Origin of the sequence: Streptomyces sp. CA-243310 (assembly GCF_050936775.1) — a bacterium.
In the GTDB taxonomy this organism is placed as follows: Bacteria; Actinomycetota; Actinomycetes; order Streptomycetales; family Streptomycetaceae; genus Streptomyces.
Genome location: NZ_JBNJMF010000002.1, coordinates 321,165 through 346,088, shown reverse-complemented (window position 1 = coordinate 346,088; position 24,924 = coordinate 321,165). Strand labels below are relative to the sequence as shown.

The 24,924-nt window shown below is 71.3% G+C and carries 24 protein-coding genes and 2 pseudogenes; 8 read left to right on the top strand and 18 right to left on the bottom strand.

All coding sequences use genetic code 11. The annotated features are described in order from the left end of the window. Positions 1-8: 8 nt before the first annotated feature. The 4 genes from ACQEVM_RS19135 to ACQEVM_RS19120 form a co-directional block, all read right to left on the bottom strand. Positions 9-227: a hypothetical protein gene (locus ACQEVM_RS19135; protein ID WP_433080619.1), complete on the bottom strand. Its 219-nt coding sequence runs from the start codon at positions 225-227 to the stop codon at positions 9-11. Positions 228-533: 306 nt separating this feature from the next. Further along, entirely contained in the window at positions 534-782 is a 249-nt protein-coding gene (locus tag ACQEVM_RS19130) for a hypothetical protein (protein WP_433080617.1), read from the bottom strand. Between the two features lie 230 nt (positions 783-1,012). Then, positions 1,013-1,432, bottom strand: coding sequence for an SRPBCC family protein (locus tag ACQEVM_RS19125; RefSeq protein WP_433080615.1), 420 nt, complete (start codon positions 1,430-1,432; stop codon positions 1,013-1,015). Between the two features lie 115 nt (positions 1,433-1,547). Next, positions 1,548-2,117, bottom strand: coding sequence for a DM13 domain-containing protein (locus ACQEVM_RS19120; protein WP_433080613.1), 570 nt, complete (start codon positions 2,115-2,117; stop codon positions 1,548-1,550). A gap of 191 nt (positions 2,118-2,308) precedes the next feature. Here ACQEVM_RS19120 and ACQEVM_RS19115 point away from each other — a divergent pair, with 191 nt between their 5' ends. Together ACQEVM_RS19115 and ACQEVM_RS19110 are read left to right on the top strand one after the other, a co-directional pair. Next, a complete protein-coding gene (locus ACQEVM_RS19115) occupies positions 2,309-3,004 on the top strand; it encodes a GNAT family N-acetyltransferase (protein WP_433080611.1) in 696 nt (231 codons plus the stop codon). A 165-nt stretch (positions 3,005-3,169) separates the two neighbouring features. Continuing rightward, on the top strand, positions 3,170-3,538 hold the full coding sequence (locus ACQEVM_RS19110) for a PRC-barrel domain-containing protein (RefSeq protein ID WP_433080609.1): 369 nt from the start codon (positions 3,170-3,172) through the stop codon (positions 3,536-3,538). Between the two features lie 80 nt (positions 3,539-3,618). Here ACQEVM_RS19110 and ACQEVM_RS19105 read toward each other — a convergent pair whose 3' ends face one another. The 9 genes from ACQEVM_RS19105 to ACQEVM_RS19065 form a co-directional block, all read right to left on the bottom strand. Beyond that, positions 3,619-5,718 carry a xanthine dehydrogenase family protein molybdopterin-binding subunit gene (locus tag ACQEVM_RS19105; protein ID WP_433080607.1) on the bottom strand — a complete coding sequence of 700 codons (2,100 nt, stop codon included), beginning with the start codon at positions 5,716-5,718 and terminating at the stop codon, positions 3,619-3,621. A 32-nt stretch (positions 5,719-5,750) separates the two neighbouring features. After that, on the bottom strand, positions 5,751-6,770 hold the full coding sequence (locus tag ACQEVM_RS19100) for an FAD binding domain-containing protein (protein WP_433080605.1): 1,020 nt from the start codon (positions 6,768-6,770) through the stop codon (positions 5,751-5,753). Next, complete coding sequence (locus tag ACQEVM_RS19095; protein ID WP_433085259.1) at positions 6,767-7,393, bottom strand: 2Fe-2S iron-sulfur cluster-binding protein; 627 nt, start codon at positions 7,391-7,393, stop codon at positions 6,767-6,769. Before ACQEVM_RS19095 ends, ACQEVM_RS19100 begins: the two co-directional genes overlap by 4 nt. Positions 7,394-7,577: 184 nt before the next feature. Next, positions 7,578-8,042, bottom strand: coding sequence for a hypothetical protein (locus ACQEVM_RS19090; protein WP_433080603.1), 465 nt, complete (start codon positions 8,040-8,042; stop codon positions 7,578-7,580). A 167-nt stretch (positions 8,043-8,209) separates the two neighbouring features. Next, on the bottom strand, positions 8,210-9,178 hold the full coding sequence (ppk2, locus tag ACQEVM_RS19085; RefSeq protein ID WP_433080601.1) for a polyphosphate kinase 2: 969 nt from the start codon (positions 9,176-9,178) through the stop codon (positions 8,210-8,212). Positions 9,179-9,264: 86 nt separating this feature from the next. After that, a complete protein-coding gene (locus tag ACQEVM_RS19080; RefSeq protein WP_433080599.1) occupies positions 9,265-9,798 on the bottom strand; it encodes a hypothetical protein in 534 nt (177 codons plus the stop codon). A gap of 150 nt (positions 9,799-9,948) precedes the next feature. Next, positions 9,949-10,830 carry a geranyl diphosphate 2-C-methyltransferase gene (locus ACQEVM_RS19075; protein ID WP_433080597.1) on the bottom strand — a complete coding sequence of 294 codons (882 nt, stop codon included), beginning with the start codon at positions 10,828-10,830 and terminating at the stop codon, positions 9,949-9,951. A gap of 14 nt (positions 10,831-10,844) precedes the next feature. Beyond that, positions 10,845-12,200 (bottom strand): family 2 encapsulin nanocompartment cargo protein terpene cyclase, encoded by a 1,356-nt coding sequence (locus ACQEVM_RS19070; protein ID WP_433080595.1) that lies wholly within the window; start codon positions 12,198-12,200, stop codon positions 10,845-10,847. Positions 12,201-12,263: 63 nt separating this feature from the next. Next, positions 12,264-13,673, bottom strand: a complete 1,410-nt coding sequence (locus tag ACQEVM_RS19065) for a family 2B encapsulin nanocompartment shell protein (RefSeq protein ID WP_433080593.1) — start codon at positions 13,671-13,673, stop codon at positions 12,264-12,266. 601 nt (positions 13,674-14,274) lie between these two features. On the opposite strand from ACQEVM_RS19065, the gene ACQEVM_RS19060 reads away from it, so the two are divergent. The 3 genes from ACQEVM_RS19060 to ACQEVM_RS19050 are packed head-to-tail and all read left to right on the top strand — an operon-like array spanning position 14,275 to position 17,824. After that, positions 14,275-15,951, top strand: a complete 1,677-nt coding sequence (locus ACQEVM_RS19060; protein ID WP_433080591.1) for an FAD-dependent oxidoreductase — start codon at positions 14,275-14,277, stop codon at positions 15,949-15,951. Further along, a complete protein-coding gene (locus ACQEVM_RS19055) occupies positions 15,948-17,465 on the top strand; it encodes an ATP-binding protein (RefSeq protein ID WP_433080589.1) in 1,518 nt (505 codons plus the stop codon). The genes ACQEVM_RS19060 and ACQEVM_RS19055 overlap by 4 nt, the downstream gene beginning before the upstream one ends. Next, positions 17,462-17,824 (top strand): UBP-type zinc finger domain-containing protein, encoded by a 363-nt coding sequence (locus tag ACQEVM_RS19050; protein WP_433080587.1) that lies wholly within the window; start codon positions 17,462-17,464, stop codon positions 17,822-17,824. Before ACQEVM_RS19055 ends, ACQEVM_RS19050 begins: the two co-directional genes overlap by 4 nt. A gap of 614 nt (positions 17,825-18,438) precedes the next feature. Here ACQEVM_RS19050 and ACQEVM_RS19045 read toward each other — a convergent pair. Both ACQEVM_RS19045 and ACQEVM_RS19040 read right to left on the bottom strand, forming a co-directional pair. Beyond that, positions 18,439-19,044, bottom strand: a pseudogene (locus ACQEVM_RS19045) (TOPRIM nucleotidyl transferase/hydrolase domain-containing protein); the annotation flags it as partial. 88 nt (positions 19,045-19,132) lie between these two features. Further along, the gene (locus ACQEVM_RS19040) at positions 19,133-19,930 is read right to left on the bottom strand and encodes a GNAT family N-acetyltransferase (RefSeq protein ID WP_433080585.1); all 798 of its coding nucleotides are present in this window, start codon (positions 19,928-19,930) and stop codon (positions 19,133-19,135) included. Positions 19,931-20,287: 357 nt separating this feature from the next. On the opposite strand from ACQEVM_RS19040, the gene ACQEVM_RS19035 reads away from it, so the two are divergent. Then, positions 20,288-21,415 carry a glutamate--cysteine ligase gene (locus ACQEVM_RS19035; protein ID WP_433080583.1) on the top strand — a complete coding sequence of 376 codons (1,128 nt, stop codon included), beginning with the start codon at positions 20,288-20,290 and terminating at the stop codon, positions 21,413-21,415. Positions 21,416-21,540: 125 nt separating this feature from the next. Next, a complete protein-coding gene (locus ACQEVM_RS19030; protein WP_433080581.1) occupies positions 21,541-21,813 on the top strand; it encodes a pentapeptide repeat-containing protein in 273 nt (90 codons plus the stop codon). A gap of 181 nt (positions 21,814-21,994) precedes the next feature. Here the strand turns inward: ACQEVM_RS19030 and ACQEVM_RS19025 are convergent, their stop codons facing one another. Next, the gene (locus tag ACQEVM_RS19025; protein ID WP_267797729.1) at positions 21,995-22,219 is read right to left on the bottom strand and encodes a hypothetical protein; all 225 of its coding nucleotides are present in this window, start codon (positions 22,217-22,219) and stop codon (positions 21,995-21,997) included. A 431-nt stretch (positions 22,220-22,650) separates the two neighbouring features. On the opposite strand from ACQEVM_RS19025, the pseudogene ACQEVM_RS19020 reads away from it, so the two are divergent. Further along, a pseudogene (locus ACQEVM_RS19020) lies at positions 22,651-23,480 on the top strand (IS5 family transposase). Between the two features lie 16 nt (positions 23,481-23,496). Here the strand turns inward: ACQEVM_RS19020 and ACQEVM_RS19015 are convergent. Both ACQEVM_RS19015 and ACQEVM_RS19010 read right to left on the bottom strand, forming a co-directional pair. After that, the gene (locus ACQEVM_RS19015) at positions 23,497-24,132 is read right to left on the bottom strand and encodes a DUF7691 family protein (protein WP_433080579.1); all 636 of its coding nucleotides are present in this window, start codon (positions 24,130-24,132) and stop codon (positions 23,497-23,499) included. A 104-nt stretch (positions 24,133-24,236) separates the two neighbouring features. After that, a complete protein-coding gene (locus ACQEVM_RS19010; RefSeq protein WP_053683494.1) occupies positions 24,237-24,773 on the bottom strand; it encodes an NUDIX hydrolase family protein in 537 nt (178 codons plus the stop codon). Positions 24,774-24,924 lie beyond the last annotated feature (151 nt).

Below are 24,924 nucleotides of genomic sequence, written 5' to 3'. Positions count from 1 at the left end.
GAGAGCCCTCAGCGTGCGCCCCATTCCGCGGGGCCGCCCCCCTGCCACTCGATGAGGCCCGCCCCGTAGGGGGCGACCTCGTCGGGGTCCAGCCCGGCCCGGCGCAGCAATTCGAGCACATCGGCGGGCCCGAGAGCGGTGCCGAGGACCTTCCCGTCGATGAGGACCCGACGTCCGCCGTGCTCGTCGGGCGGGTCCACGATCACACGCAGTCCGTCTGTAGCCATGTCTCCAGGGTGCGGGGGAGTGTTCACCGCGGCACCCTGGGCTCGACCGGACCGCTGCCGACGGGGCCTTTGCCCGCCTGCCGGCCCCGGTGGCAACGGTGCACGCTGCCCGGGAAACCGCCCGTGCGCGACAGTGACCGGGCCGTCACCCATGGTGTGTGCGTCGCGGTGCCCGTGGGACCCGGTGTCCCGGTCGACCTGTGACGGCCGGGCCCGCGGACGCGGTTCCGCGTGGGATTCGGATGCCGCGCGAGACCGTCACGTCGGGGGCCCCGCCGTCGGCGGGGCCCCCGGAGTTCTTGCGGGTCAGTGACCGAAGCCGGTGAAGTGGCCGAACTCGGCGTGCTCGCGCTCGGCCTCGACCGCACACGCCTGGGTGAAGACCGGTCCCACACGCGCCGGGATCGCCGCGGCCGAAGAGCAGTCGGACTGGAACCGCGACGCGCCTCCGGAGAAGTACTCACCCTCGATGCCCCCGCCGTTCGCCAGGGCGGCCCCGGCACCACCCAGCAGAATGCCGGCGGCGAGAACGGTCGCGGTCAGAGCGGAACGCATGCGCATGATGACTCCCATGGATATCGGAACGACGCGTCACGAACGGTGCCGCGTCCGACCCGAGAACGCTCCAAGAGCCCCACAGGCAATGCCAGATCACCCCAATGGCCCGACACCCGACCTGAAGTATCGGTCCTCCTCTACTCCGGACGGGCACATCCGCCGCGCGGTCGGATCGGGTGTCCGCCGGTTGGTGGGCCTCGCTTCGTGGCTCCCTCGCCCGGTCAGGCTCAGGCCCCTTGCTCGGCCATCCGCTGGAACTCGCCCAAGTCGTAGTTGGCCAGGGTCGAGTCGAGGTTGGTGAGCGCGCCCAGCCGCTCCACGAAACCCTTCGGGTCGTACTCGATCTGAAGGGTCACCCGGCTCTCCGTGTCGCTGAGCCGGTGGAAGGTGACCACACCGGCGTGGTGGACCCCCTCCGTCGTACGCCAGGCGATGCGCTCCTGCGGTATCACCTCGGTGAGTTCCGCCACGAAGGTCTTGTCCGCTCCCGGCAGCGACACCTGCCAGGCGAACGTGCACGAGTCGATGCGCTCGACGTGCTTGACGTGACTGAGGAAGGAAGGCCAGCGCTCGACGTCCTTCCAGAGCGCCCAACTCACCGCGACCGGTGCCTTGATGTCGACAGCTTCGAGCAATGAAGACGCCATGGTTCTCTTCTCCTCCGTGCGTTGCGGCTGGTCTCCCCTTCCGTTACCCGGAAGGCCGGGTTTCACCGCGGAGGGCGCGCCCGGCACGGAGCGGGGCGCCCGAGTGCGACGGCGGTCAGGTCCCGGCCAGCTCGGCCGCCCCGAAGGAGACGTCGAAGCGGTCGCACCAGATGGTGACGCTGCTGTAGTCGGAGAGGTTCAGCCCCGCGGGGATCACGTAGTTCTGGTCACCCTTGTTGCCCTTGAGCTTGCCCAGGCTGACGTACTTGCCGTCATCGAACACGCGCCAGCCGCCCACCCCCTCCTTGACCGGGGCGTCGGTCAGCCAGACCCGAAGGTCGGGACCGTTGCTGGTGTCGAGGTTCTCCAGGCGGAGCGTGCGGGAGCCGTCGGGGAGGCCGATGAGCTTCGCCGTGCCCGTCGTGGTGTGCTCGTGGCTGATCAGCGAGCCCTGGGCGAGGGTTCGCGGACCGGTGCCGCCTCCGCCGCCGGTGGCGGGGGAGCTCGTGGGGGCCGCCGTCGGGAGCGCCTCGCTGACGGTCTCGTTCTGCCAGAGCTTCCACGGCTGGAGCCAGTACAGCCCGATCCCCAGCACCGCGCCGGCCACGATCAGTGCCCCGGCGATCAGCCGTCCGCGCCGCTTCCTGTCTCCCACTGCCGCTCCCTCGTCATGATCACTGTTCATCCGTCTCACCGCATTCAACGCGATCAACGGCCCGCACGGCGTGTCCGCGGTGATGACGAATCCCTTACGTGCGGACCGCCGCAGACCGTCCTCCGGCCGGTCGATCGGCTGTGGGGCCGTCCGGCAGGCACGTCCGGCGTGTCCGTCGAAGCGCGGCGGGGCGGCCCGGTCGCGCTGCCTACCGTGGCCCCATGAACGTACGTACAGTGCTGCCGGCCGCCGGGTACGGGATCCGGTGCGCGCGCCCCACCGAATCGGGCGCGGTCGCCGCGCTCCTGGCCCGGTCCTTCGCCGACGACCCGGTCATGGTCTGGATGTTCCCCGAACCGTCCCATCGGGCGCGCAGGACCGCCCGCTTCTTCAAGCTGATCTCGCGGCAGCAGCGCCCGCGCGTCGGCGCCGTCCGAGTGGCCGCGACGCGCGGGGGAGAACTGCTGGCGGCGGCGCTGTGGTCGGGTCCGGGCCGCTGGCAGCCCTCCTCGGCGCGGGAACTCGCGGCCCTTCCCGGCTACGCGCGCACGTTCGGCGTCCGAGGGTTGCGGCGAGCGGCCGAGGTGGAGAACACCCTGCACGAAAGCCACCCGGAAGGGCCCCACTGGTACCTGCCCACCCTGGGAACCGACCCGGCGTTCCAGGGCACGGGAGTGGGTTCGGCCCTCGTGCGCGAGCAGTTGGCCCACTGCGACCGGCTCGGCGAACCCGCCTACCTGGAGTCCAGCAAGGCCTCGAACGTCCCCTTCTACGAGACGTTCGGTTTCCGCGTCACCGGCGAGATCCGGCTGCCTGGCGGAGGCCCGACCCTCTGGCCGATGTGGCGCGTTCCCCGCTCCGGACCCGATCGCGGGCCCGCCCAGGCCGCGGCCGTCCCGACCGACTGTCGAGGGTGACGACCGACCACCACCCGTGTGGACCGGATCTTTGCGGGCAGGCGCCCTTTCGACGGATCCGCGCCGCTCCGGTTCCCGTGGTTCGCGGGCTCCGAGCCCCCGACGCCTCGGGGGTTCCGGGAGGAGGCGGCCGTCGCCACCGACGAGTGTGAAGGAGTTGTTCTCATGTCCGACAACGTGTGGGGTTACCGCGAGACGTCCGGCCGAACGGCCGGTACCGATCTGACGGGGTACAAGGTCGAGGCCGCGGACGGTTCCATCGGCAAGGTGGACAAGCACTCCGACGAGGTCGGTTCCTCGTACCTCGTGGTCGACACGGGCCCCTGGATCTTCGGCAAGGAGGTCCTCCTGCCGGCCGGGACGATCAGCCGGATCGACGTGGAGGAACGGAAGATCCACGTCGACCAGACCAAGGAGCAGATCAAGAACGCCCCCGAGTTCCACCGGGACAAGCACCTCGGCGACGCGGGCTACAACGAGGAACTGGGCACGTACTACGGCACCGGGGCCCCGTTCGGCGGCCGTCCCGCCTGAACCGGCCCGGCCCGCGAAGCAGTCGGGGGGTGCCCATCCCGTGGCGGGTGGGCACCCCCCGACTGCGTCGGTGGACCGTCTCAGTCCCGTCGATCGAGTGCCGCCAGGACGCGGTCCGGCGTCAGGGGGAGTTCGCGCAGGCGCCGGCCCGTGGCATGACTCACGGCGTTCCCGATGGCGGCCGCGGTCCCCACGATCCCGATCTCGCCGATCCCCTTGCTGCCCATCGGATTCAGATGCTTGTCGTGTTCGTCGATCCAATGCGCCTCCAGGACGGGCACGTCGGCGTGCGTCGGCACGTGGTAGCCGGCCAGGTCGTTCTCGGTGAAGTCGCCGAACGCCGGGTCCACGGTGCTGTGTTCGGTCAGCGCCATGCCGATCCCCATGACCATGCCGCCCTTGAACTGGGAACGCGCGGTGCGGGGATTGAGGATGTGCCCCGCGGCGAAGACACCCAGCAGGCGGCTCACCCGGACCTCCCCGGTGACCGAGTCCACCCGCACCTCGGCGAAGTGCGCGCCGAACGCGTGCCGGGCGTAGGGGGACTTCTGCTTGGCCGATTGCGTGGTGTCCGCCGACGCGGACAACCCCTCGTCCGGCAGGGGGCCCCGATGGCGTTCCAGACGCGCGGTCAGGGCGGCGCAGGCGTCGTGCACGGCCCATCCCCAGGAGCCGGTGCCCGAGGAACCGCCGGCGAGCGGGGCCGCGGGCAGGCCGGTGTGTCCGATGGCGATCGACACGGAGTCGAGCGGTACCCGCAGGGCGTCGGCGGCCACCTGCGCCAGTACCGTGCGGGCGCCCGTTCCGATGTCGGTGGCGTTGACCTCGACGAGGTATCGGCCGTCCGGGCGGGCGTGCGCGCGGGCGGTCGAGGGGGCGATGAGCACGGGATACGTGGCCGCGGCCATGCCCGTCCCGACGAGGAACGGCCCGTCCCGGTACGGATCGCCGCGGCCTGCCCAGCCGAACCGCTCGACGCCCTCGCGCAGGCATTCCACCAGGTGACGGCTGCTGAAGGGCCGACCGCTGTCGGGCTCGGTCGGGGGCTCGTTGCGCAGGCGCAGCTCCACCGGGTCGATGCCGAGCGCGTCGGCCAGTTCGTCCATGGCCGACTCCAGGGCGTACATGCCCGGCGCCTCCCCGGGGGCCCGCATCCAGGACGGGGTGGGCACGTCCAGGGCGACGGCGCGGTGAGTGGTCCGGACATCCGGTACCGCATACATGACACGGGCCGGCACGGCCGCCTGCTCCACGAACTCGCGGACGCGGGAGGTGTGGGTGGTGACCTCGTGCGTCAGCGCGGTGAGCGTTCCGTCCGCGCGGGCGCCCAGCCGGATCCGGTGCAGGGTGGGCGCCCGGTGACCGACCGTCGCGGGCAGGTGCCCGCGCGGAAGGGACAGTTTGACGGGCCGGTCGCAGTGGCGCGCGGCCATGGCGGCCAGCACCACGTGCGGGCGCGGCGTGCCCTTGGAGCCGAACCCGCCGCCCACGTGCTCGCAGACGACGGTGACGTCCTCCTCGGGCAACGCGAACAAGCCTGCCAGGGCCGTTCGCACCGCACCGCCGCCCTGACAGGAGTCGTGGACGGTCAGGTGCCCGCGCCCGGCGTCCCAGTCGGCGGTCGCCGCGTGCGGCTCCATGGGGTGGTTGTGCAGCGGCGCCACGGCGTAGGCGCAATCGACCTGCACGGGCGCCGCCGACAGCGCCGCGTCCGGATCGCCCTGCTCCCGGTGGGCGGGGTGGCCGCCGTTGGCCTCCTCGGGGGTGTAGGCGTCCGGGTGGTCGGCGGTGAGGGTGACGTCGTGCGGGTCGCTCTCGTAGGTGATGCGGAGAGCGGACGCGGCCGCCCGCGCGCCCTCCGGTGTCTCGGCGACGGCGACGGCCACGTACCAGCCGCGGTGGGGGACCCGGACGTCCTGGAGCAGTTGCAGGGTCGGGTCGTCCGACGGGCCCAGACGGGGCGCGTTGTACGGGGACAGCACACCGATCACGCCCGGCAGGGACATGGCGGCCGTGTCGTCGACGGCCGTGACGCGACCGCGCACGATCGTGGCGGGCACCGGCCAGGCGTAGGCGCAGCGGGGCGGTGTGTGCTCGGCCGCGTAGCGGGCGGCTCCCGTGACCTTCTCGCGTCCCTCCCGCCGGGGGGCGGGGCTGCCGAGGGCGGTGGTGGGGCGCATGGCGACTCCCTCTCCTGATCGGTGCGGGCGGGTCAAGGCGTTCGGGGGAGGGGAGGCCGGCCATCGGCCGAACGGATCAGGGTGCCGAGTGCGTCGCACGCGAGACGCCGGGCCAGAGCCACCTTGAACGCGTTGTCGCGCAGCGGCCGGGCCCGGGCCAGCTCGGCCTCGACGGCCTCCCGCACGACGGCGTCCGAGGGCTCGGCGCCGATCAGTCGCTCCTCGGCGATCGTGGCACGCCAGGGCCGGTGGGCCAGACCGCCGAAGGCGAGCGCGACGTGCCGGACACGTCCGTCGTCGAGTTCGAGCACGGCGGCGACCGAGGCCAGTGCGAAGGCGTACGAGGCCCGGTCGCGGGCCTTGCGGTACAGGGAGACCGCTCCGGCGGGCACGGGAGGCAGCACCACGGCGGTGATGATCTCACCCGGGTGGATGACGGTGTCCCGCTCGGGCTCCTCGCCGGGCAGCCGGTGGAACTCCGTCGCCGCCACCCTCCGGGTCCCCTCCTCGCCCCCGTACAGCTCGATCTCGGCGTCCAGCGCGGCGAGGGCCACCGCCATGTCGGAGGGGTGCGTGGCGATGCACTGCTCCGAATGACCCAGCACGGCGTGATCGCGGTGCACGCCCTCGCGGGCACCGCAGCCGGTGCCGGGCTCGCGCTTGTTGCAGGGTTTCGACACGTCCTGGAAGTACGGGCACCGGGTGCGCTGGAGCAGGTTCCCGCCGGTGGTGGCGACATTGCGCAACTGTCCGGACGCGCCGGCCAGCAGGGCCTGGGAGAGCGCGGGGTAGCGGGATCGGACGAGGGCATGCGCGGCCAGGTCGCTGTTGGGGACGAGGGCTCCGACGCGGACCGCTCCCGAGGGCTGCTCCTCGACCTCGTGGAGGGGCAGCCGGGTGAGGTCGATGAGGGTGCCCGGCGTCTCGACGCCGTGCTTCATCAGGTCGACGAGGTTGGTGCCGCCGCCGAGGTAGCGGGAGCCGGGGCGCCGCGCGTAGGCGGCCGCGGCTTCCCGGAGACTGCCGGCCCGGACGTAGGCGAAGGGCTTCACACGATCACCTCCGGGCTCGGGGCGGCGCTCGGGGCGGCGCTCGCGGTGGCGCTGTTCGGCGGGGCGGGCCGTGCGCAGACGTCCGCCACGGCGTCGACGATCCCGTTGTAGGCCCCGCAGCGGCAGAGGTTGCCGCTGAGCCGTTCCCTGACCTCTTCGGCGGTGAGCACGACCGGGCCGGTCGACGACGCCGCCGTTGCCGGCTCGGTCACGTGCGAGGGATGACCGGCGGCGGCTTCCCGCAGCACCCCGAGCGCGGAGCAGAGCTGGCCCGGGGTGCAGTAGCCGCACTGGAACGCGTCGTGCTCCAGGAAGGCCTCCTGGAGCGGGTGCAGCGAGCCGTCGTCATGAACGAGTCCCTCGACGGTGGTGATCTCCGCCCCGTCCTGCGCCACCGCGAGCAGCAGACAGCCGTTGGCGCGCCGACCGTCCACGAGGACGGTGCAGGCACCGCACTGGCCGTGGTCGCAGCCCTTCTTGGACCCGGTGAGGTCGAGCCGCTCCCGCAGGGCGTCGAGGAGGGTGACGCGATGGTCCACGTCGAGGACGTGATCAGAGCCGTTGACGCGGAGCGTGACGCGCGAGTGATGGGCATCGGCCGGATGGGTGTCGGTCGGCGCGATGTCGGGAGCGACCTGGTGCGGTGGGTTGGTTCCGTGCGCAGCCACGACTGCCCTCCATGTCTGGTTACGGCGGGTACGTCCCGTCGGCTTCCCAGCCTCGGTCATCCCGCGCACCCCGGCATCCGCGACGGTCACGACCACCGCGGCGGCCCGCGGCGGCCTCCGATCGCGGGAACGACGCCGCTCATTCGGTCCCCGGCTCCTTCGGCCCCGAGGTGTGGGCCGGATGGCCCGTCGTGCGGCGACGCGCCTTCAGCTCGGCTTCGAAGAGGTGGTCCCGGCCCTGTGCGAGGTCGCGCACGATCTGCTGTTCCAGCTCGACGAAGGGGCGGTGGTACGTCGCGTCGTACGCCTCGATGATCTGGAAGGTCCAGTGGCCGGGGATGACGTTGCGCCCGAGAATCTCCCGCCGGACCGCCTCCGCCTCGCGGTGATGGCCCGCGAGGTGCAGAAGACGGACGGCGTCGTCGAGTTCGAAGTCGGCCGTTCCGGTGAGCTGGTGGAAGCCGTAGAGGTGGCCTCGGGCCCGTTCCGTCGTCTCCAACGCCTTGGACAGGGCCCCCAGCGCCTCCACCGTCTCGTCGCTCACACCGTTCGGGCGATCGTGGCCCCGGTCGGGGGCGGTGCGGTCGTCCTCGTGTTCGCTCATCCCAGGCGGCCCTTCGCGTCGGCGGTGGTGCGCGCGGAGACGTACACCTCCGCCTCTCTCCTTCCTGCCGACAGTAGGCACACACGACGCTCCTCGCCGTTCACGACATGCGAGGCCACCGACGCCGACCGTCGACAGGTCTGCCGGCCACCAGGGGCGGCCCGGGCTCATCCGTCCGGGTGGTCGCCCCTGCGGCCACCCGGACGGGACAGCGGCGTCGGGGAGAGGTCGGTGTCCTCCTCACCCGGCTCCAGCAGGGTCCACGCCGCCCCCACGATCAGCGGGTCGGGCTCGCCGATCGCGTCCGGGTCGCGGCTGTCGTAGTCGAACCGCGAGAGCAGACTTCGCATGGCCTCAAGCCTGCCGCGCCGCTTGTCGTTGCTCTTCACCACCGTCCACGGCGCGTGGACGGTGTCGGTGGCCCGGAACATGTCGACCTTCGCGGTCGTGTAGTCGTGCCACCGGTCCAGTGACTGGAGGTCGACGGGGGAGAGCTTCCACTGACGCACCGGATCGACCTGGCGTATCGCGAAACGCGTGCGCTGCTCGGCCCGGGAGACCGAGAACCAGAACTTGACCAACAACACCCCGTCCTCCACGAGCATCCGCTCGAAGTCGGGGCACTGGCGGAGGAACAGCCGGTACTGCTCCTTCTCGCAGAACCCCATGACCCTCTCGACGCCGGCCCGGTTGTACCAGGACCGGTCGAAGAAGACGATCTCCCCGGCCGCGGGAAGGTGCGCGACATAGCGTTGGAAGTACCACTGGCCCGATTCGGTCTCGGTGGGCGTGCCGAGAGCGACCACCCGGGCCCCCCGGGGGTTGAGCCGCTCGGTGAACCGCTTGATCGTGCCGCCCTTGCCCGCCGCGTCCCTGCCCTCGCAGACCACCACCAGCCGTCGGCCGCTCTCGCGGACCCAACGCTGCAACTTCAGCATCTCGATCTGCAGAACCCGCTTGCGCCGCTCGTACTCCGCCCGGCCGATCCTGTGGTCGTACGGGTAGTTCTCGCGCCACGTCTCGATCGGGTTGCCGGCGCCGTCGAGCAGCACGGGCTGCTCCGGCCTGGTCGCGTCCACGGTCAGCCCCCGCAGCAGCCGCGGCGTCCCCTCGGTCCCGCTCTCCGTATCGTCCACACCCAGCCCGTGCCCACTTCTCGCCCGTCCACCCGTTCGCGGCACCGGATCCCGCACGGCCGGCGCAGGTCACGGCCGCCCAGGGCTCACCGATGCGCCGGCGCGCTCCGGGGCGGCGGGGGCGCGGTCGTGCGACGCCGGTGGTAGGCGAGTGCGGACACCGTCAGCAGGGGCGCCCAGGCCAGGAGCGGGGCGTAGCAGGCGATGAGAAGAGCGTCCTGGACACCCGATTCGGTGAGCTCGTGCGCCGCGAGGTGGGCGATCTGTACCCAACCGACCAGACCGCTCAGCGTGAACAGCGCTGCCGCGCCCAGGAGGGCCGGGACCACCGCCGCGAGCGGGTGCACGGCACGGCCGCCGATCAGCGGAATCCACGGCGGGACGACTTCGCCCCACGGCTGCACCAGGCCCAGCGTCAGCAGCGCGAACGCCTCGGAGACGAGCGTGAGGGCGACGACGTACAGCGCGCCCCAGCCGGTCCGTACGGGATCGACGGTCACCGGCACGCCGACGACCAGGGCGATGCGCCACAGCCCCGACGGCAGGGTGACCAGCGGCACGGCACAGGCGGTCAGAACGGCCCGACGCGGCACACCGGGGGCTGTGTTCACTCTCTTCATGTGAGCCAGTCTCGTGAGCCGAGCGGCCCCTCACCTCGGCCCCAGGGGTCGGTCTCCTCCCCCGAGAGGGGGAGGAGACCGACCCCTGGGGCGGATCGGAGACCGACCCCGGCGCGCCGCGCGGATCAAAGCGGCGTCACCGCGTCGGCCTCAGACGCGGTCGGCCGCGATCAGGAGGTACTGGAACGAGCCGTCCTTGTAGGAGTTGATGAACGCCTCCTCGATGCCGGTGACCAGGGAGGAGGTGGCCCGAGCCTCCCAGTACGGCAGGGTCGCGGCCGTCAGGTCGACGACGGCCTGCGGTACGAGCCGGTTGTCGGCCATGGCGCGCATGTACTCCCGACGGGAGTGGATGTTGCACTCGAAGTGCGCGTTGATCTGGGAGACCCACTTCGAGGGCTGGCCGTAGCGGGGGTTCCAGCACCCGGTGATCGTCACGTACCGGCCACCGACGGAGAGAACGCGGGAGTGCTCGGCGAAGAGGTCCTGGAGGTCGACGTACATGCTCGACTCGTTGTTCCACGAGGCCGCGGCGCGGCCCGTCTCGAAGGGCATGTCGAGCATGTTGCAGACGCGGGCCTGGACGGACTGCTCGATGCCCAGCTCGCCGGCCCGCCGGTTCGCGAACTCGGCCTGCTTCGCCGACAGGGTGACGCCTTCGACGTCGCATCCGAACCGCTGGTGGGCCATGACCATCGAGCCGCCGCGACCACAGCCGGCGTCCACGAGCGTGTCCGTGTTCCCGATGGGGCCGAGGTGGTCGAGGAGCACGTTGGTCTGCGCGGACTCCAGGCGGTGGAGTTCGGCGATCAGCCTCTTCTCGTACTCGCCGTCGTCGGTGTCGCCGAGGGCCGCGTGGTCGACGTCCCCGATGCCGTAGTGGTGGTGGTAGAGCCCGTCCACATCGCCGAGGCGCAGGTTCACCGGCCGGGCCTCGTGGTCCCAGTAGCGGGCGATGTCCCCCTGATAGGGCGTCGCCGGGGCCGGAACGAACGCGGAAGCGGGGGCGGTGCCGAGATCAATGCTGGTCACAGAAGAATCCGTCCTTACCAGAAGTCGGGCAGGCTGTAGCGGTAGGTGTTGGTCTGGTGCCAGTGGTGGTTGCCGTCGACCCATGCGGCCACGCCCCGCAGGAAGCGCAACAGGCCGGGGTCGGGCAGTTGGGCGGCCAGACCGGCTGCTGCTTCCTCGAAGGAGCGCATGAGGTCGTTGTGGACCTCGACCGCCTTCAGGTAGGCGTCGCGGGCCGAGAGGCCCTCGCGTCGGGCGATCACCACGGGCAGGTTCAGGTGGAGTCCCGGAGCGTCGAGCTCCTTGGTGTACGAGTACAGGTCGTTGACGATGGTGGTGGCGTTGCCGGCGAGCGCGATGACCCGTTGCACGGCCGGCTGCGCGTGCAGGTCCGCCGGCAGTTCGTAGCCGCCGACCGTGTCCGTGATGGTCGGACAGGGGCGGAAGTTGTTGAACTGCCGCATCGCCAGGTACTCCCACACCTCCGGCACGTAATCGGTCTGCGCCCAGGCGGCCTCCGCGAGGTACCCCAGGTGCAGCCGGGCCATGTCGTGCCGGTACCGGTCCGCCTGGGAGGGGCTCGCCTCCCGTACGAAGTACTCCATGGCCGAGCGGTAGCCGCGCCGCGGGGCGTCCGAATGGAGCGACTCCGCCCACGCCGGCTGGTACTCGGTCGTCGTGTGGAGGGGGTCGAGGGCGGTGTGCGCCAGCAGGAGGCGTCCGCCGAGGCCGACGGGCGAACCCCCGTGGTCCTCGCAGTAGCAGTCGTCGAGGGCGTTCTCGGCGGCCATCAGCCGGGTCGCGATCATCACGTGGTCGACGGTCGGCGCGTCCGGATGACAGGCCACCATGTACCGGCCGAGGGAGAAGCCGTCGAACTGGTCCTCCCAGTCCGGCGGGAACAGTTGGACCTCGTCCACCGCCCATGCCTTGATCCGTCGCCCGACCTCCTCGACCCGCACGGGGTCGGGCTCCGGCACCGGGTGGTGGAGCAGACCGGGGATCGGATTGCCCGCGGCGGCCGGTGTGGACGGCGCGGGCGCCTCCTCGCGGCGGGTCGGATACAGCCCCGCCGTACCCAGACCACCGGGGCCGCCCAGGATCCGCCGCAGGGCGGGAGCGGGCGCTGCGGGTACGACTGCCTCGGCGGGTGCGGAGACCGCGGGCAGGGCGGGGGCCGAGAACAGTGCAGGGCCCGAGAACAGTGCAGGGCCCGAGAACAGGGCGGGTGCCTGGGGCAGCGGTCGGGCCGGAGGCGGTGCGGGCGCCGCAGGGAGGGCGGGCCGGCCGCCACCGAAGGCCTCGATGCCCCGGCCGTGACCGTGGGTCCCGAAGTGGACCGCGGCTGCGGGCAGGCTCGACTGCCGGGGGGAAGGCCCGGGATCGGACATCCGAGGCTCCTTGGTTCCTGGGTGAGGGGGCGGACTGTTCCGGTTCTCTCGCACGGTCGAGGCCTAGCCGTGCCGGCGGGCGATCTGCACGTTCTCCAGGACACCGAGCGCGTCGGGCACCAGGATGGCGGCGGAGTAGTAGGTGCTGACCAGATACGAGATGATCGACCGCTCGTCGATTCCCATGAACCGCACCGACAGGCCCGGCTCGTACTCCTCCGGCAGACCGGTCTGGTGCAGACCGATGACGCCCTGCTTGTCCTCACCGGTTCGCATCACGAGGATCGAGGTGGTGTTCTCCTTGCTGATGGGGATCTTGCTGCACGGCAGGATGGGGACCCCACGCCAGGCCGGCACCTGCTGGCCACCGAGGTCGACGTGATCCGGATACAGCCCGCGCGCGTTGAACTCGCGCCCGATCGCCGCGATGGCCTTGGGATGGGCGAGGAAGAACTTCGAGCCGCGGCGACGGCAGAGCAACTCGTCGAGGTCGTCCGGGGTGGCGGGACCGGAATGGGTCTGGATCCGCTGCTTGAACGCGGCGTTGTGGAGCAGACCGAACTCCCGATTGTTGATCAACTCGTGTTCCTGGCGCTCCCGCAGCGCCTCGATGACGAGCCTGAGCTGCTCCTCGGTCTGGTTCATCGGCTCGTTGTAGAGGTCGGCGACCCTCGTGTGGACCCGCAGTACGGTCTGGGCGAGGGAGAGTTCGTACTCGCGCGGGTTCAGTTCGTAGTCGACGAAGGCGCCGGGCAGTTCGGCCTCACCGGTGTGGCCGGCCGACATCGCGATCTCGGCCTCGCCGTGCCTGTTCTGCCGTTGCAGCGGAAGGGACGCGAACCGCCGGACGTGGGCCTGGAGTTGCGGTGCCGTGGCGAGCACCGCGTCGAAGTCCGCGCGCGACAGGGTGAGGAGGGTGCCGGCCGTCTCGGCCGTGGCGGTGTGGTCCCACCTCGCGTCGGCGTCCAGCAGGGCGTGCTCGCCGAACCGGTCGCCGTCGGCCAGCACGGAGAGTTCGACCTCGTCGCCGTACTTGCCCGCAGTCGTCTGGCCGACCCGACCGTGGGCGATCAGGTGGATCTGCCCCGCCGGAGTGCCGCGCTCGACCAACACCTCTCCGGCGCGGAAGTCGCGCTGGACACAGCGGCCGGCGAGCGCGGTCAGTACGTCCACGTCGTCGAAGTCGCGCAGCAGGGCGAGTTCGCCGAGCTCGCGGGGGATCACCCGGACGTGGGCCCCGTCCTGGACGAACTCGATGCGCCCGTCGCCGACCGTGTAACTCAGCCGACGGTTCACCCGATACGTGCCGCCCTTGGTCTCCACCCAGGGGAGCATCCGCAGCAGCCACCGGGAGGTGATCTCCTGCATCTGAGGGGCGGACTTGGTCGTGGTGGCAAGGTTGCGGGCAGCCGCCGTGCCCAGGCTGCTCTGCCGGGGTTGCGACTGCGCCTCGGGGCTCGTGTCCACGGTCATCGGGCAGGCTCTCCTTCGGAAGGGCGGTGCGTCGGCGCGCGTCCACGTCACCGGTGAAACAAGAAGAATCGAGGGACGAATATGCGGGCAATCCGCCCGGATCCATGAGCACGCTAACGGTCGGTGCACCCGATCGGCCCGCGAATACCAGGGGTGTTACCTCGATGCGGTGATCTGTGCCGCAGGGGCGTTTACGGCCCCCACCAGTGGGTTTTCGGACTCGGCCGCCCGAGGCGCGACCGCGTGGCACGGCCTGCGCGCCGGTTCGCGCAGTCGCCGCCCTGCCGGCCGAGGCGAGGTCAGCCGGTGAAACGTCCGCCGTCGACGGCAGCCGCACGGGCGGGGGCGATGTGGCCGGCGGCCCGGGGGCGGGCCGGATTTTCGGCCAGGCCGAGCGCCTGACGGCGCCTGACGGCGTCCGACGCGCGCCTGACGGGCCCCGGCCCGCCCGGCCGCGTTTTGACCGTGCGCGACCTGATGCGCACCGGGAGTGCACGGTCCGCTGTGTCCCGGAGCGACCCCGGACGATCGAACATACGATGGGCGAGAACCGGCGCGGGCAGCTTGCCGTGCTCCTGGGACTCGGGGTGGGAGAGGACGTATGGCAGAGGTGGCCGACACAGCGCGGACCGTCATCCTGACCGTGGACGACGACCCGGGGGTGTCCCGTGCCATCGCCCGCGACCTGAGGCGACGCTACGGCGCCTCCTACCGGATCGTGCGCGCGGAATCCGGGGAGTCCGCGTTGGAGGCGCTGCGCGAGCTGAAACTGCGCGGCGACCTGGTGGCCGTGATCCTGGCCGACTACCGGATGCCGCAGATGAACGGCATCGAGTTCCTCGAACAGGCCCTGAACGTGTACCCGGGTGCGCGGCGCGTGCTGCTGACCGCGTACGCAGACACCAACGCGGCCATCGACGCGATCAACGTCGTGGACCTCGACCACTACCTGCTCAAGCCGTGGGACCCGCCGGAGGAGAAGCTCTACCCGGTCATCGACGACCTGCTGCTGGCCTGGCGCTCCAGCGACCACAAGCCGGTGCCCGCCACCAAGGTGATCGGGCACCGTTGGTCGGCGCGCTCCTCCGACGTGCGGGAGTTCCTGGCCCGCAACCAGGTGCCGTACCGCTGGTACTCCTCGGACGAGCCCGAGGGGCGGCGGCTGCTGGAGGCGGCCGGGGCCGACGGGCAGCGACTCCCGCTGGTGGTCACTCCGGACGGCGGCGCGCTGATCGAGCCGGAGGCGGCCGAGCTGGCCGCCCGGGTGGGGCTCGCGACGACACCGGCCGCCGACTTCTACGACCTCGTCGTGATCGGCGGCGGGCCGGCCGGGCTGGGCTCGGCCGTCTACGGGGCCTCCGAGGGGCTGCGGACGGTACTCGTCGAGCGTTCCGCCACCGGCGGGCAGGCCGGGCAGAGCTCCCGCATCGAGAACTACCTCGGCTTCCCGGACGGCGTGTCGGGCGCGCAGCTCACGGAGCGCGCGCGCCGCCAGGCCGGCCGGTTCGGGGCCGAGATCCTCACCGCACGCGAGGTGACGGGGCTGGAGGTCAACGGTTCGGCGCGCGTCGTGCGCTTCTCCGACGGTTCGACGGTCGCCGCACACAGTGTCATCCTGGCGACCGGGGTGTCGTACCGGCAGCTCAGGGCACCGGGCTGCGACGACCTGACCGGCTGCGGGGTGTACTACGGTTCCTCGCTCACCGAGGCCGCCTCCTGCCTGGAGCAGGACGTGTACATCGTCGGTGGCGCCAACTCCGCCGGGCAGGCGGCGATGTACCTCGCACGGGGTGCGAAGTCGGTGACCCTGCTGGTGCGCGGCGATTCCCTGACCGCGTCGATGTCGTACTACCTGATCCAGCAGATCGAAGAGGCGCCGAACATCACGGTGCGCACCCGGACCGTCGTCGATGCCGCGCACGGCGACGGACACCTGGAACAGCTGACGCTCCGGGACGTGGACAGCGGAGTGACCGAACTGGTCGACGCGCAGTGGATGTTCGTCTTCATCGGCGCCGCTCCGTTGACCGACTGGCTGGACGGCACGGTGCTGCGCGACGAGCACGGCTTCATCCTGGCCGGACCGGACCTGACGCCCGACGGGCGACCGCCGGCCGAGTGGGAACTGGACCGGCCGCCCTACCACCTGGAAACCAACGTTCCCGGCGTCTTCGTGGCGGGCGACGCACGGGCCCAGTCCGCGAAGCGCGTCGCGTCCGCCGTCGGAGAGGGAGCCATGGCCGTCATGCTCGTCCACCGGTATCTGGAGCAGTCATGAGCGGGCAGACCATGCCCTGCAGTCCGCAGGAGATCGCATCGCTGTTCCTGTTCGAGAAGCTCTCCCCGGAGCAGCTCGGGAGGCTGTGCGGCGAGGGGCGGGTGGAGCGGTTCGAGCCCGGCCCGGTGTACACCGAGGGTGACCCGGCCACCTGCTTCTACGTGATGATCGAGGGCACCGTCGTACTGTCCCGCCGGGTCGGCGGCGACGACGTCGAGGTGGGCCGTACCTCCCAGCGGGGCGTGTACTCGGGAGCCATGCAGGCATACCTGGGCGACCGGGTGCCGCAGACGTACAACAACTCGATGCGGGTGACGGAGCCGACCCGGTTCTTCGTGCTGCCCGCGCAGTCGTTCGCGGACGTCATGCAGGAGTGGTTCCCGATGGCCGCCCACCTGCTGGAGGGGCTCTTCTTCGGTTCGAAGAACACCCAGCGGGCCATCGGGCAGCGCGAACGGCTCCTGGCGCTCGGGTCGTTGTCCGCCGGACTCACGCACGAGCTGAACAACCCGGCCGCGGCCGCAGTCCGGGCCACCGCGACGCTGCGCGAACGGGTGGGCAAGATGCGGCACAAGCTGGCGGTCATCGCGCAGGGCCCCTACTCCCGCGAAGCCCTGGCCGATCTCATCGAGATCCAGGACCGCACCGCCGAACGCGTCGCCAAGGCCCCGGTGTTGAGCCCCCTGGAGGCATCCGACCGCGAGGACGAACTCGCCGACTGGCTCGACGACCACGGGATCCCGGAGGGCTGGCGCATCGCACCCACCTTCGTGCAGGCCGGGCTCGACATCGACTGGCTGGAGCAGGTCGCCGCGACCGTCGCCGAGGACGTCCTGCCCGGCGCGATCGGCTGGCTCAACTACACGGTCGAGACCGAGCTGTTGATGGACGAGATCGACGACTCCACCACCCGCATTTCCCACCTGGTGGACGCCGCCAAGCAGTACTCCCAACTCGACCGGGCCCCGCACCGGGTCGTCGACGTACACGAACTCCTGGACAGCACCCTGCTGATGCTGTCCGGCAAGATCGGCCCCCGGGTCCGCGTCGTCAAGGAGTACGACCGCTCCGTGCCGGACGTGCCCGCCTACCCGGCGGAACTCAACCAGGTGTGGACCAACCTCATCGACAACGCCGTCTTCGCGATCGGCAGCACCGGCCGCGACGGCACCCTGACGGTCCGCACGGCACGGGAGGGGGACCGGCTGCTCGTGGAGTTCCGCGACACCGGCCCCGGGATCCCCGCGGACATCCGCAGCCGCATCTTCGACCCCTTCTTCACCACCAAACCGGTCGGTGAAGGCACCGGGCTCGGCCTGGACATCTCCTGGCGCATCGTCGTGAGCAAGCACCACGGAAGCCTCCACGTCGAGTCCGAACCGGGTGACACCCGCTTCCAGGTGCTGCTGCCCCTGACCGCCTCGGAAGCCGATGCCGATGCCGAATCGGACGGCGGAACCGAAACCGCGACCGAAACCGCGACCGAAACCGATACCACCGAGGAGCCCGCATGACAGGAACAGGCGGAATCGACGGAATCGACCCGAGTGCCGCGCCTTCCGGCGCCGGCTGTGTCGACTGCGACGCGGCGGGCGGCTGGTGGGTCCATCTGCGGCGCTGCGCCCAGTGCGGCCACATCGGCTGCTGCGACTCCTCGCCGGCCCAGCACGCCACCGCCCACTGGAAGTCCACCGGTCACCCCGTGGTGCAGAGCTTCGAGCCGGGCGAGGAGTGGCTCTGGGACTACGCCAAGAACGCGCTGTACGAGTCCGGGCCCGAGCTGGCACCACCCGGCGAGCACCCGGCCGATCAGCCGGCGCCGGGCCCGGCCGGGCGGGTCCCGCAGAACTGGCAGCAGCAACTGCACGACTGACCGGCTCCGTCCGTCCTCCCGGGCCGCCCCCCGAAGACGGCGAGCGGCCCCGCACACCCTCGTGTGCGGGGCCGGACAGACCGCTTCGTACGGGGAGTGGCGGAGCCCTACTTGGGGGCCACCCGGCAGGCGGAGACCGCGGTCCCGTTGGTCACGCCGCCCGCGGTCAGGCCGGAGACGCACTGTGCGTGGTCGCCGGTCAAGCCGACGTAACACGCCATCCGGATCGAGTCCGGGGCTTCGCCGCCCTGGAGTTCCCGCTCGACCTGGTTGATGCAGGCCGTGACGTCCGCGTGGGCGGCGGGGGCGATGAGGCCCGCTCCGCCGAGCGCGAGGGTCAGGCCGGCGAGGACACCTGCGAATCGGGTCGACGCGCGCATGGGACGCACCTGCTCTCCGGGATGATCGCGCGGCCCGGGGCATGGATGCCCCGGATCCGCTCGGGAACGGTGCCGAGCACTTGTGGCCGACGCGCGGCCACCGGGCCCGGGCTCCCGCACCGGACCGGCCCGGCAGGGCCTTCCCTCCCCTTTCGACGCTAGAGCAGCGCCCTGGGACGCGCATCCGCTGGGGTTCGGCAACCCGGCCGACGCGCGTCGGTCACAGGGTCTCCGGAGGTCGTCGAGCGGGGCCGGCACCTGCCCGGGACCCAGGGCTTCCACGAGGAGGCGGCCGTATCGGATCTTGCGCCCCTTCTTCGTGCCGAGGAAGCGCCGCAACTGTCGGTGCCGGGGTCGATCGTGCTGGGCGGGCTGGCGCAGGAAGGTCTGCCAGGCACGGAGGTCGTCGTCTTCGGCCCGTACGACCTCCTCGACCCTGGCCGCGCCCAGGGCGCGGATGAGTTCCTCCTCGAGGTCCGCCACGCACACGAAGATGTCCCGGTGCGGCGTCCCCGCGCGTTCCAAGCCACGCTCGTAGAAGGGCTGTTCGCGCTCGTCGCACAATCCCGTCAGGCGCAGGCCGAGGCCGGGTGGTCCCAGGAGGCCCGCATAGCGGCCCACGCTCATCGCCCCGCCCATCGACACGACGCACACCCCCTCGGCGGCAAGGTCACGGCCGCGTCGCAGGGTCAGTGCCTCCACGGCCGCGAGGTCGCTCGGGCCTTCCAGGAGTACTGCGGTGCGTAGCCCCAGGAGCGTCGCCAGTTCGCCCGCCGGCCCGCCCGAGCCGCCGCTCGCCCAGTCGTCGACCGCGTTCCGGAATGCCTGTATGTCCGCCATGGAGCGAGTCTGCTCCCTCGACGACGGCACGGCACGCGATATTCCGGGGCCCCGCTCGCGTCAGTCAGTCAGTCAGTCAATCAGTCGGTCAGTCGGTCGCCGCCCGCGCGGTGAAGGTGGCCTCGGCGAACTCGGTGACCTCGGTGAAGCCGAGCCTGCGGTAGAGCCCGACAGCCGTGGCGTTGTCCGCACGGACGTTGAGCCCGATGTGGTCCACGTCCCGCCCCAGCCGCCGGCACAGCGCGGCGACGCACGCCCCGCCCGCGCCCTGCCCGCGCACCTCGGGATGCGTGGTGACGTTCCCGATCGCCGCGACCCGGTAGGTGGCCGAGTGGACGTGTACGCCCGCGACCGCCACCAGCCGGCCGTCCTGCCGGGCACCCAGGTACTGACCGGTGTCGAGCATCCGGTGGTCGAACCAGTTGCCCGGGTAGGCCCGCTCGAACAGCGCGAGCAGCTCCGGCAGGTCGCTCCGGTCCAGCGGCGCGGGCCGCCACGGACCGGCCGGGTGTCGAGCGGCACGGTCGGGGTCCGTCAGCGCCATGCGCAGCAGCGTGCCGTGGGGCCGGACCTCGTACGCCGCTTCCAGCACCTTGCCCGCGGCTCCCGTGAGGTGTCCGAAGAAGCGCCGGGGGAGGACCGGCGACAGCGCCCCGGCGAGTTCCTCCAGTCGGGCGTCCTCGTCGGGGCGGGCGAAGGCGAGCACGGTCGGGATGGAGCCGACCGAGTACACCAAGGCGACCGGGCCGTCCCGCGACACCGTGTACCAACTGGTGTGCGGCCACAACAGGTCGTCCAGGTCGCCGAGTTCCATCAGGTGCATCGCCGGGTCGCGCCGGAAGCGGTCGGCCAGGGCGGCTCGGTCGTGAAGGCTGCGCAAGGTCACCCGCCCAGCCTACGGCGACGCTGCGACCCGGCCGCCGCGAGGGCCGTACCGCGTGTCCGGGTCCGGGGTGGTCGGAGCAGCCGCGAACTGCTCCATGACGGTGAACGTCGTGAGCGGCGGACGGGACATCCGGGTGGGTGTCCGTCCCGCGCCGCGCGCCGGCGAGACAACACCGGGTCGCGGTGCTTTCGTGTCCGGGACCAGGGGTCGGCTCGGACGCCCCTGCTCGGCCGGTTCCCGGCCCTCTTCCCCTGCGGGCCCGGCGGGCTCCGCGGCACCGTTCGGGGCGGCCCGCATGGCCGGGGGCGGTCTGGGGAAGACGGGGCGCATCTGATCGGCGATGTGATGGGTGAAGGCATGCGAAGTGTGGGCGTGGAAGAGGAACTGCTCCTGGTGGACGCCACCAGCGGTGTTCCGCTGGCCCTGTCGGGTCACGTCCTGGAGGCGGCGGACCGGTCCGTCGGGCAGCGTCCGAAGGACGACTGGGAGCAGGGCCACACCTTCGAGAGGGAGCTCGCCAAGGAGCAGGTCGAGTTCGCCACCAAGCCGGTCACGGACATGGGCGACCTGGCGCGCGAGATCGGTCGGTGGCGCAGGGAGGCGGCGCGGCACGCGGAAGGCGTCGGCGCGGTCGTGGCCGCCCTGGGCACCTCGCCGCTGCCGGTGGAGCCCTCGTTGAACACCGGCCGCCGCTACCAGTGGGTGGCCGAGCAGTTCGGGCTGACGGCGCAGGAGCAGCTGACCTGCGGCTGCCACATCCACGTGTCGGTGGAGTCGGACGAAGAGGGCGTCGCGGTGCTCGACCGGATGCGGCCCTGGCTCGCCGTCCTGACCGCGCTCAGTGCGAACTCGCCCTTCTGGCAGGGCCAGGACACCGGGTACGGGAGCTATCGGAGCCGGGTGTGGAACCGGCTGCCGTCCGCCGGTCCCGTGGACCTCTTCGGGTCAGCCGACGGCTACCGGCGCCAGGTCCGGGCCATGGTCGACAGCGGTGTGCTCCACGACGAGGGGATGATCTGGTTCGACGCCCGACTGTCGGCGGCCTATCCCACCGTCGAGGTGAGGGCCGCGGACGTCTGCCTCGACGGGTCGACCCCGATCCTGCTGGCCGCTCTCGTACGAGGCCTGGTCGAGACGGCCTCCCGGTCCTGGCGCGCCGGGGAACCGCCCGCCCCCGTCAGTACGAGCCTGCTGCGGCTGGCGGCCTGGCAGGCGGGGCGCTCGGGCCTGGAAGGCTTCCTGCTGCATCCCGAGACGATGCGGCAGACCTCGCCCGAGGAGGCGGTCGACGCCCTCCACCGGCACGTGCGCGAGGCGCTCCGCGACCACGGGGACGACGCGCTGGTCGGCGAGGGCCTGGAAGTCCTGCTCCGGGAGGGCAACGGCGCCCGTGTGCAGCGCGAGCTCCTGCGCTCCGGAGGGGATCTCGCCGGGGTCGTCACCCGCTGTGCCGAGATCACCGTCGAGACCGCCGCCATGTCCTGATCGGTCCCGTACCCGCGAAAGCACCGGCGTGCGCCACACGGGTGCGTGCGTGAGGTCGCGCCGGGTGTTCGTGAGATCAGCGTGCTAGAGATATGGAGGAATCAGCAGAAAACAGGAGGTATGTGATGATGCGTGCACGTCTTCTTCGCATGGCGGCTGTCGCGGGTACCGCTGCGGTCCTGACCCTCGGCGGAGCCGCCGTGGCCGCCGCCGACGGAGGTGTCGGCAACGCGGGCATCGGAAACTCGGGTGTGGGCAACGCCGGTATCGGCAACTGGGGCATCGGCAACGCCGGCATCTTCAACTCGGGCATCGGCAACGCCGGTATCGACAACTCGGGCATCGGCAGCGCGGGCATCGGCAACTCGGGCATCGGCAGCGCCGGCATCGGCAACTAGGCTCTGTCGTCGAAGTCGCGCCTGGCCCGCGGCGAATGCCGGGTCGGCCGCCGCAGGCTCCCGCACCGGCTCATTCGACGGGCCGGTGCGGGAACCTTGTGCGCTGGGGCTGATCGACCAGGCCGACCGATGCCGGAGAGGATGCCTCCGCGAACCGGCGGACCGGGTCTGTCATGCCTGTTCAGCAGTCGTCGCCGTAACCTCCGCCCCAGCCACCCCAGTCGTCATCGTCGTCGTACCAGCCGTGGTTGTACCCGTGGTCGTCGTCGTCATCCCAGCCGCCGCCGTGGCTGACGGAGGTGACGGAGTGGGTGGGGGCTGCCGCCGAGGCCGTGCCGGCTGCCCCGAGGGCGGCGCCGCCGGCCATCAGAACGCCGGCCGCCGAAATGGCGAAGAGCCGCTTCACTCTCAGTCCTTGCATGGTCGTTCCCCTTCTCTTGCTCTTGTGTGCCACTCACGGCGACACGGGAGCCGATGCCGTCGCGCGCGGGGGATGCGCGCGGCTCTCGCAGATGGCCACATCGATGCGATGGCGTCCCCAACTGTCAACGCGTCCTCGTCGGGTCGCGGATCTTTGGACCGGGGCGCACTTGATCAAGCCTCGCGCTGTGGCGCATCACTGCGGGTCGGGAATGCTCCCCGCAGTTGCGGCTCTCCTCAACAAAGGCTAATCACACACCGACGACTTGGCATCTTGTCGGCGACCGCGGCCACATCTCCGCAGCTCGAAGGCATGTCGGCGCCCGTGGGCAAGCCCGGCGCACCGATCCCGGCCCGCCCTCCAGGGCCTAGGTCGTGTCTTCAAAAAGATCTTGAGTGGTGGATCATGGTTGGGTGATACGTCGCCATGAACTGTCTGATGAGGAGTGGGAGTTCGTCCGGCCGCTGCTGCCTGAGTCCTTGCTCGGGCGGAAGCGGTTGGACGACCGGACCGTGCTGAACGGGATCGTGTGGAAGTTCCGGACGGGCACGGCCTGGCGGGATGTGCCTGAGCGGTATGGCCCGTGGGCCACGCTGCATACCCGGTTTCGCCGGTGGGCTCTGGACGGCACCTTCGAGCGGATGCTCCGGGCCGCGCAGGCCCGGGCGGATGCGGCCGGCGACATCGACTGGCTGGTGTCGGTCGACTCGACCGTCGTGCGAGCCCACCAGCATGCCGCCGGGGCCCGAAAAGGGGGCTCCGCAGTCCCGGCCTCGGACGCTCCCGAGGTGGTCTGACCAGCAAGATTCACCTGGCCTGCGATGCCTACGGTCGTCCGCTCGCCTCCGTGGTCACGGGCGGCAACATCAACGACTGCACCCAGTTCACCACCGTGATGGAGGCGATCCGGGTGCCCCGCATCGGCCCGGGCCGCCCCCGAGTGCGGCCCGTCCACGTGCTGGGCGACAAGGGCTACAGCTCCCGGGCCATCCGCACCTGGCTGCGGCGCCGCGGCATCGGCCACACGATTCCCGAGCGAGCCGACCAGGTCCGCAACCGGCTCCGGCGCGGCAGCCGGGGCGGGCGCCCGCCGACGTTCGACAAACAGCTCTACAAGCGGCGCAACGTCGTAGAACGGTGCTTCAACCGCCTCAAGCAGTGGCGCGGCATCGCGACCCGCTACGACAAGACCGCCGAGTCCTACCAGGCAGCCGTCACCCTCGCCTCGCTCCTGATGTGGGCGTGACATTTGAAGACAACTCCTAGGAGACGAAGCCCACGATCCCGGAGCCGGGGCGTGCCTGCGCAGGGCGCAGCCGGGCCGTCCGTGCCCCGCGCAGCCAGCCGACGACTTCCTCCACGGCACCGAGGACGGAAGGTTCCAGGGGCGGGGCATGACCCTCCCGCCGACTCTCCTCGAACTGCTCCAAGGCCTCCAGGCACTGGTCGTGCGTCCATTCGCCGCAGCGCGGAAGGTCGTACGACGGGACAGTGGCGGGAAACCCGCCGTACCGCCCGAACTCCGCGAGCGATATCGCGGTGACCCGCAGAGCCCGGAGCCCCTCGTCGACGACCTCCAGCCAGTCGCCCCGGAACGGGCAGAACCAGGAGTTGTCGAGGCGCGAGCCGGTGAGGGTACACAGACGCTGGTAGGCGTAGCCGTACTGGAAGGCGTGTTGTGGGTTCTCGCCGAACGGCCCTCCGTGCACCAGCGCGTGCAGCGCCTCGGCGGAGGTCGGGGCGCCGTTCGCGATGGCGGACGAGAACCAGTCGTCATCCCGGGCCATCTCGTCGCGAAATTCGGCGTGGATGGCCTGCATCAACTCGTCGTCCCGGGAGCCGGCGAAGCCGCGGGTGAACTGGGGGTCGAACAGGAACACAGTCAGTGAGGAACTCATGAGGTCACGCTAGCGACCGGTGCCGACAGCGGCCCGTGGCCGGGTACTTGCCGCGCCCCCGGTGGGCCGGGGGCGCGCAGCGGCACTGTGCGCGGACGGATCCGTCAGTAGACCAGGCCCACATGTGCGAGTGCCTGCTTCAGCAACACCTCGTGTCCGCCCGGCATTTCGCTCTGCACGGCCTGGGAAGCAGCCTCCTGCGGGCTGAACCAGACCAGGTCCAGCGCGTCCTGTCGGGGCCGGCAGTCGCCGGCCACCGGCACGATGTAGGCGAGGGAGACCGCGTGCTGGCGCGGGTCGTGGTAGGAGGTGACACCGGCCGTGGGGAAGTACTCGGCGACGGTGAAGGGCTGGGGCGAGGCGGGAACGCGAGGCAGGGCCACGGGGCCGAGGTCCTTCTCCAGATGGCGCAGCAACGCGTCACGGACCCGCTCGTGGTGCAGGACGCGGCCGGACACCAGGGTCCGGCTGACCGTTCCGTCCGGACCGATGCGCAGCAGCAGTCCGATGCTGGTGACTTCGCCGCTGTCGTCCACGCGCACGGGCACCGCGTCCACGTAGAGGATCGGCATGCGCGCGCGAGCCGTCTCCAGTTCGTCCGCGGTCAGCCAGCCGGGCGTGGTCTCGGTCGTGTCAGACATTGCTCGATCATACTTTGCGGGTGGGGCGCGCAGGGCAAGTGGCCGGCGCCGGTATTTCGAGCCCGGTCGCGCGGACGACGGCCGCGGTCCACCGGTGAGCAGGACGTGGCCGGGTCGTGAGCGACGGCGAGCAGTCGGCCCGTCCCGGGCG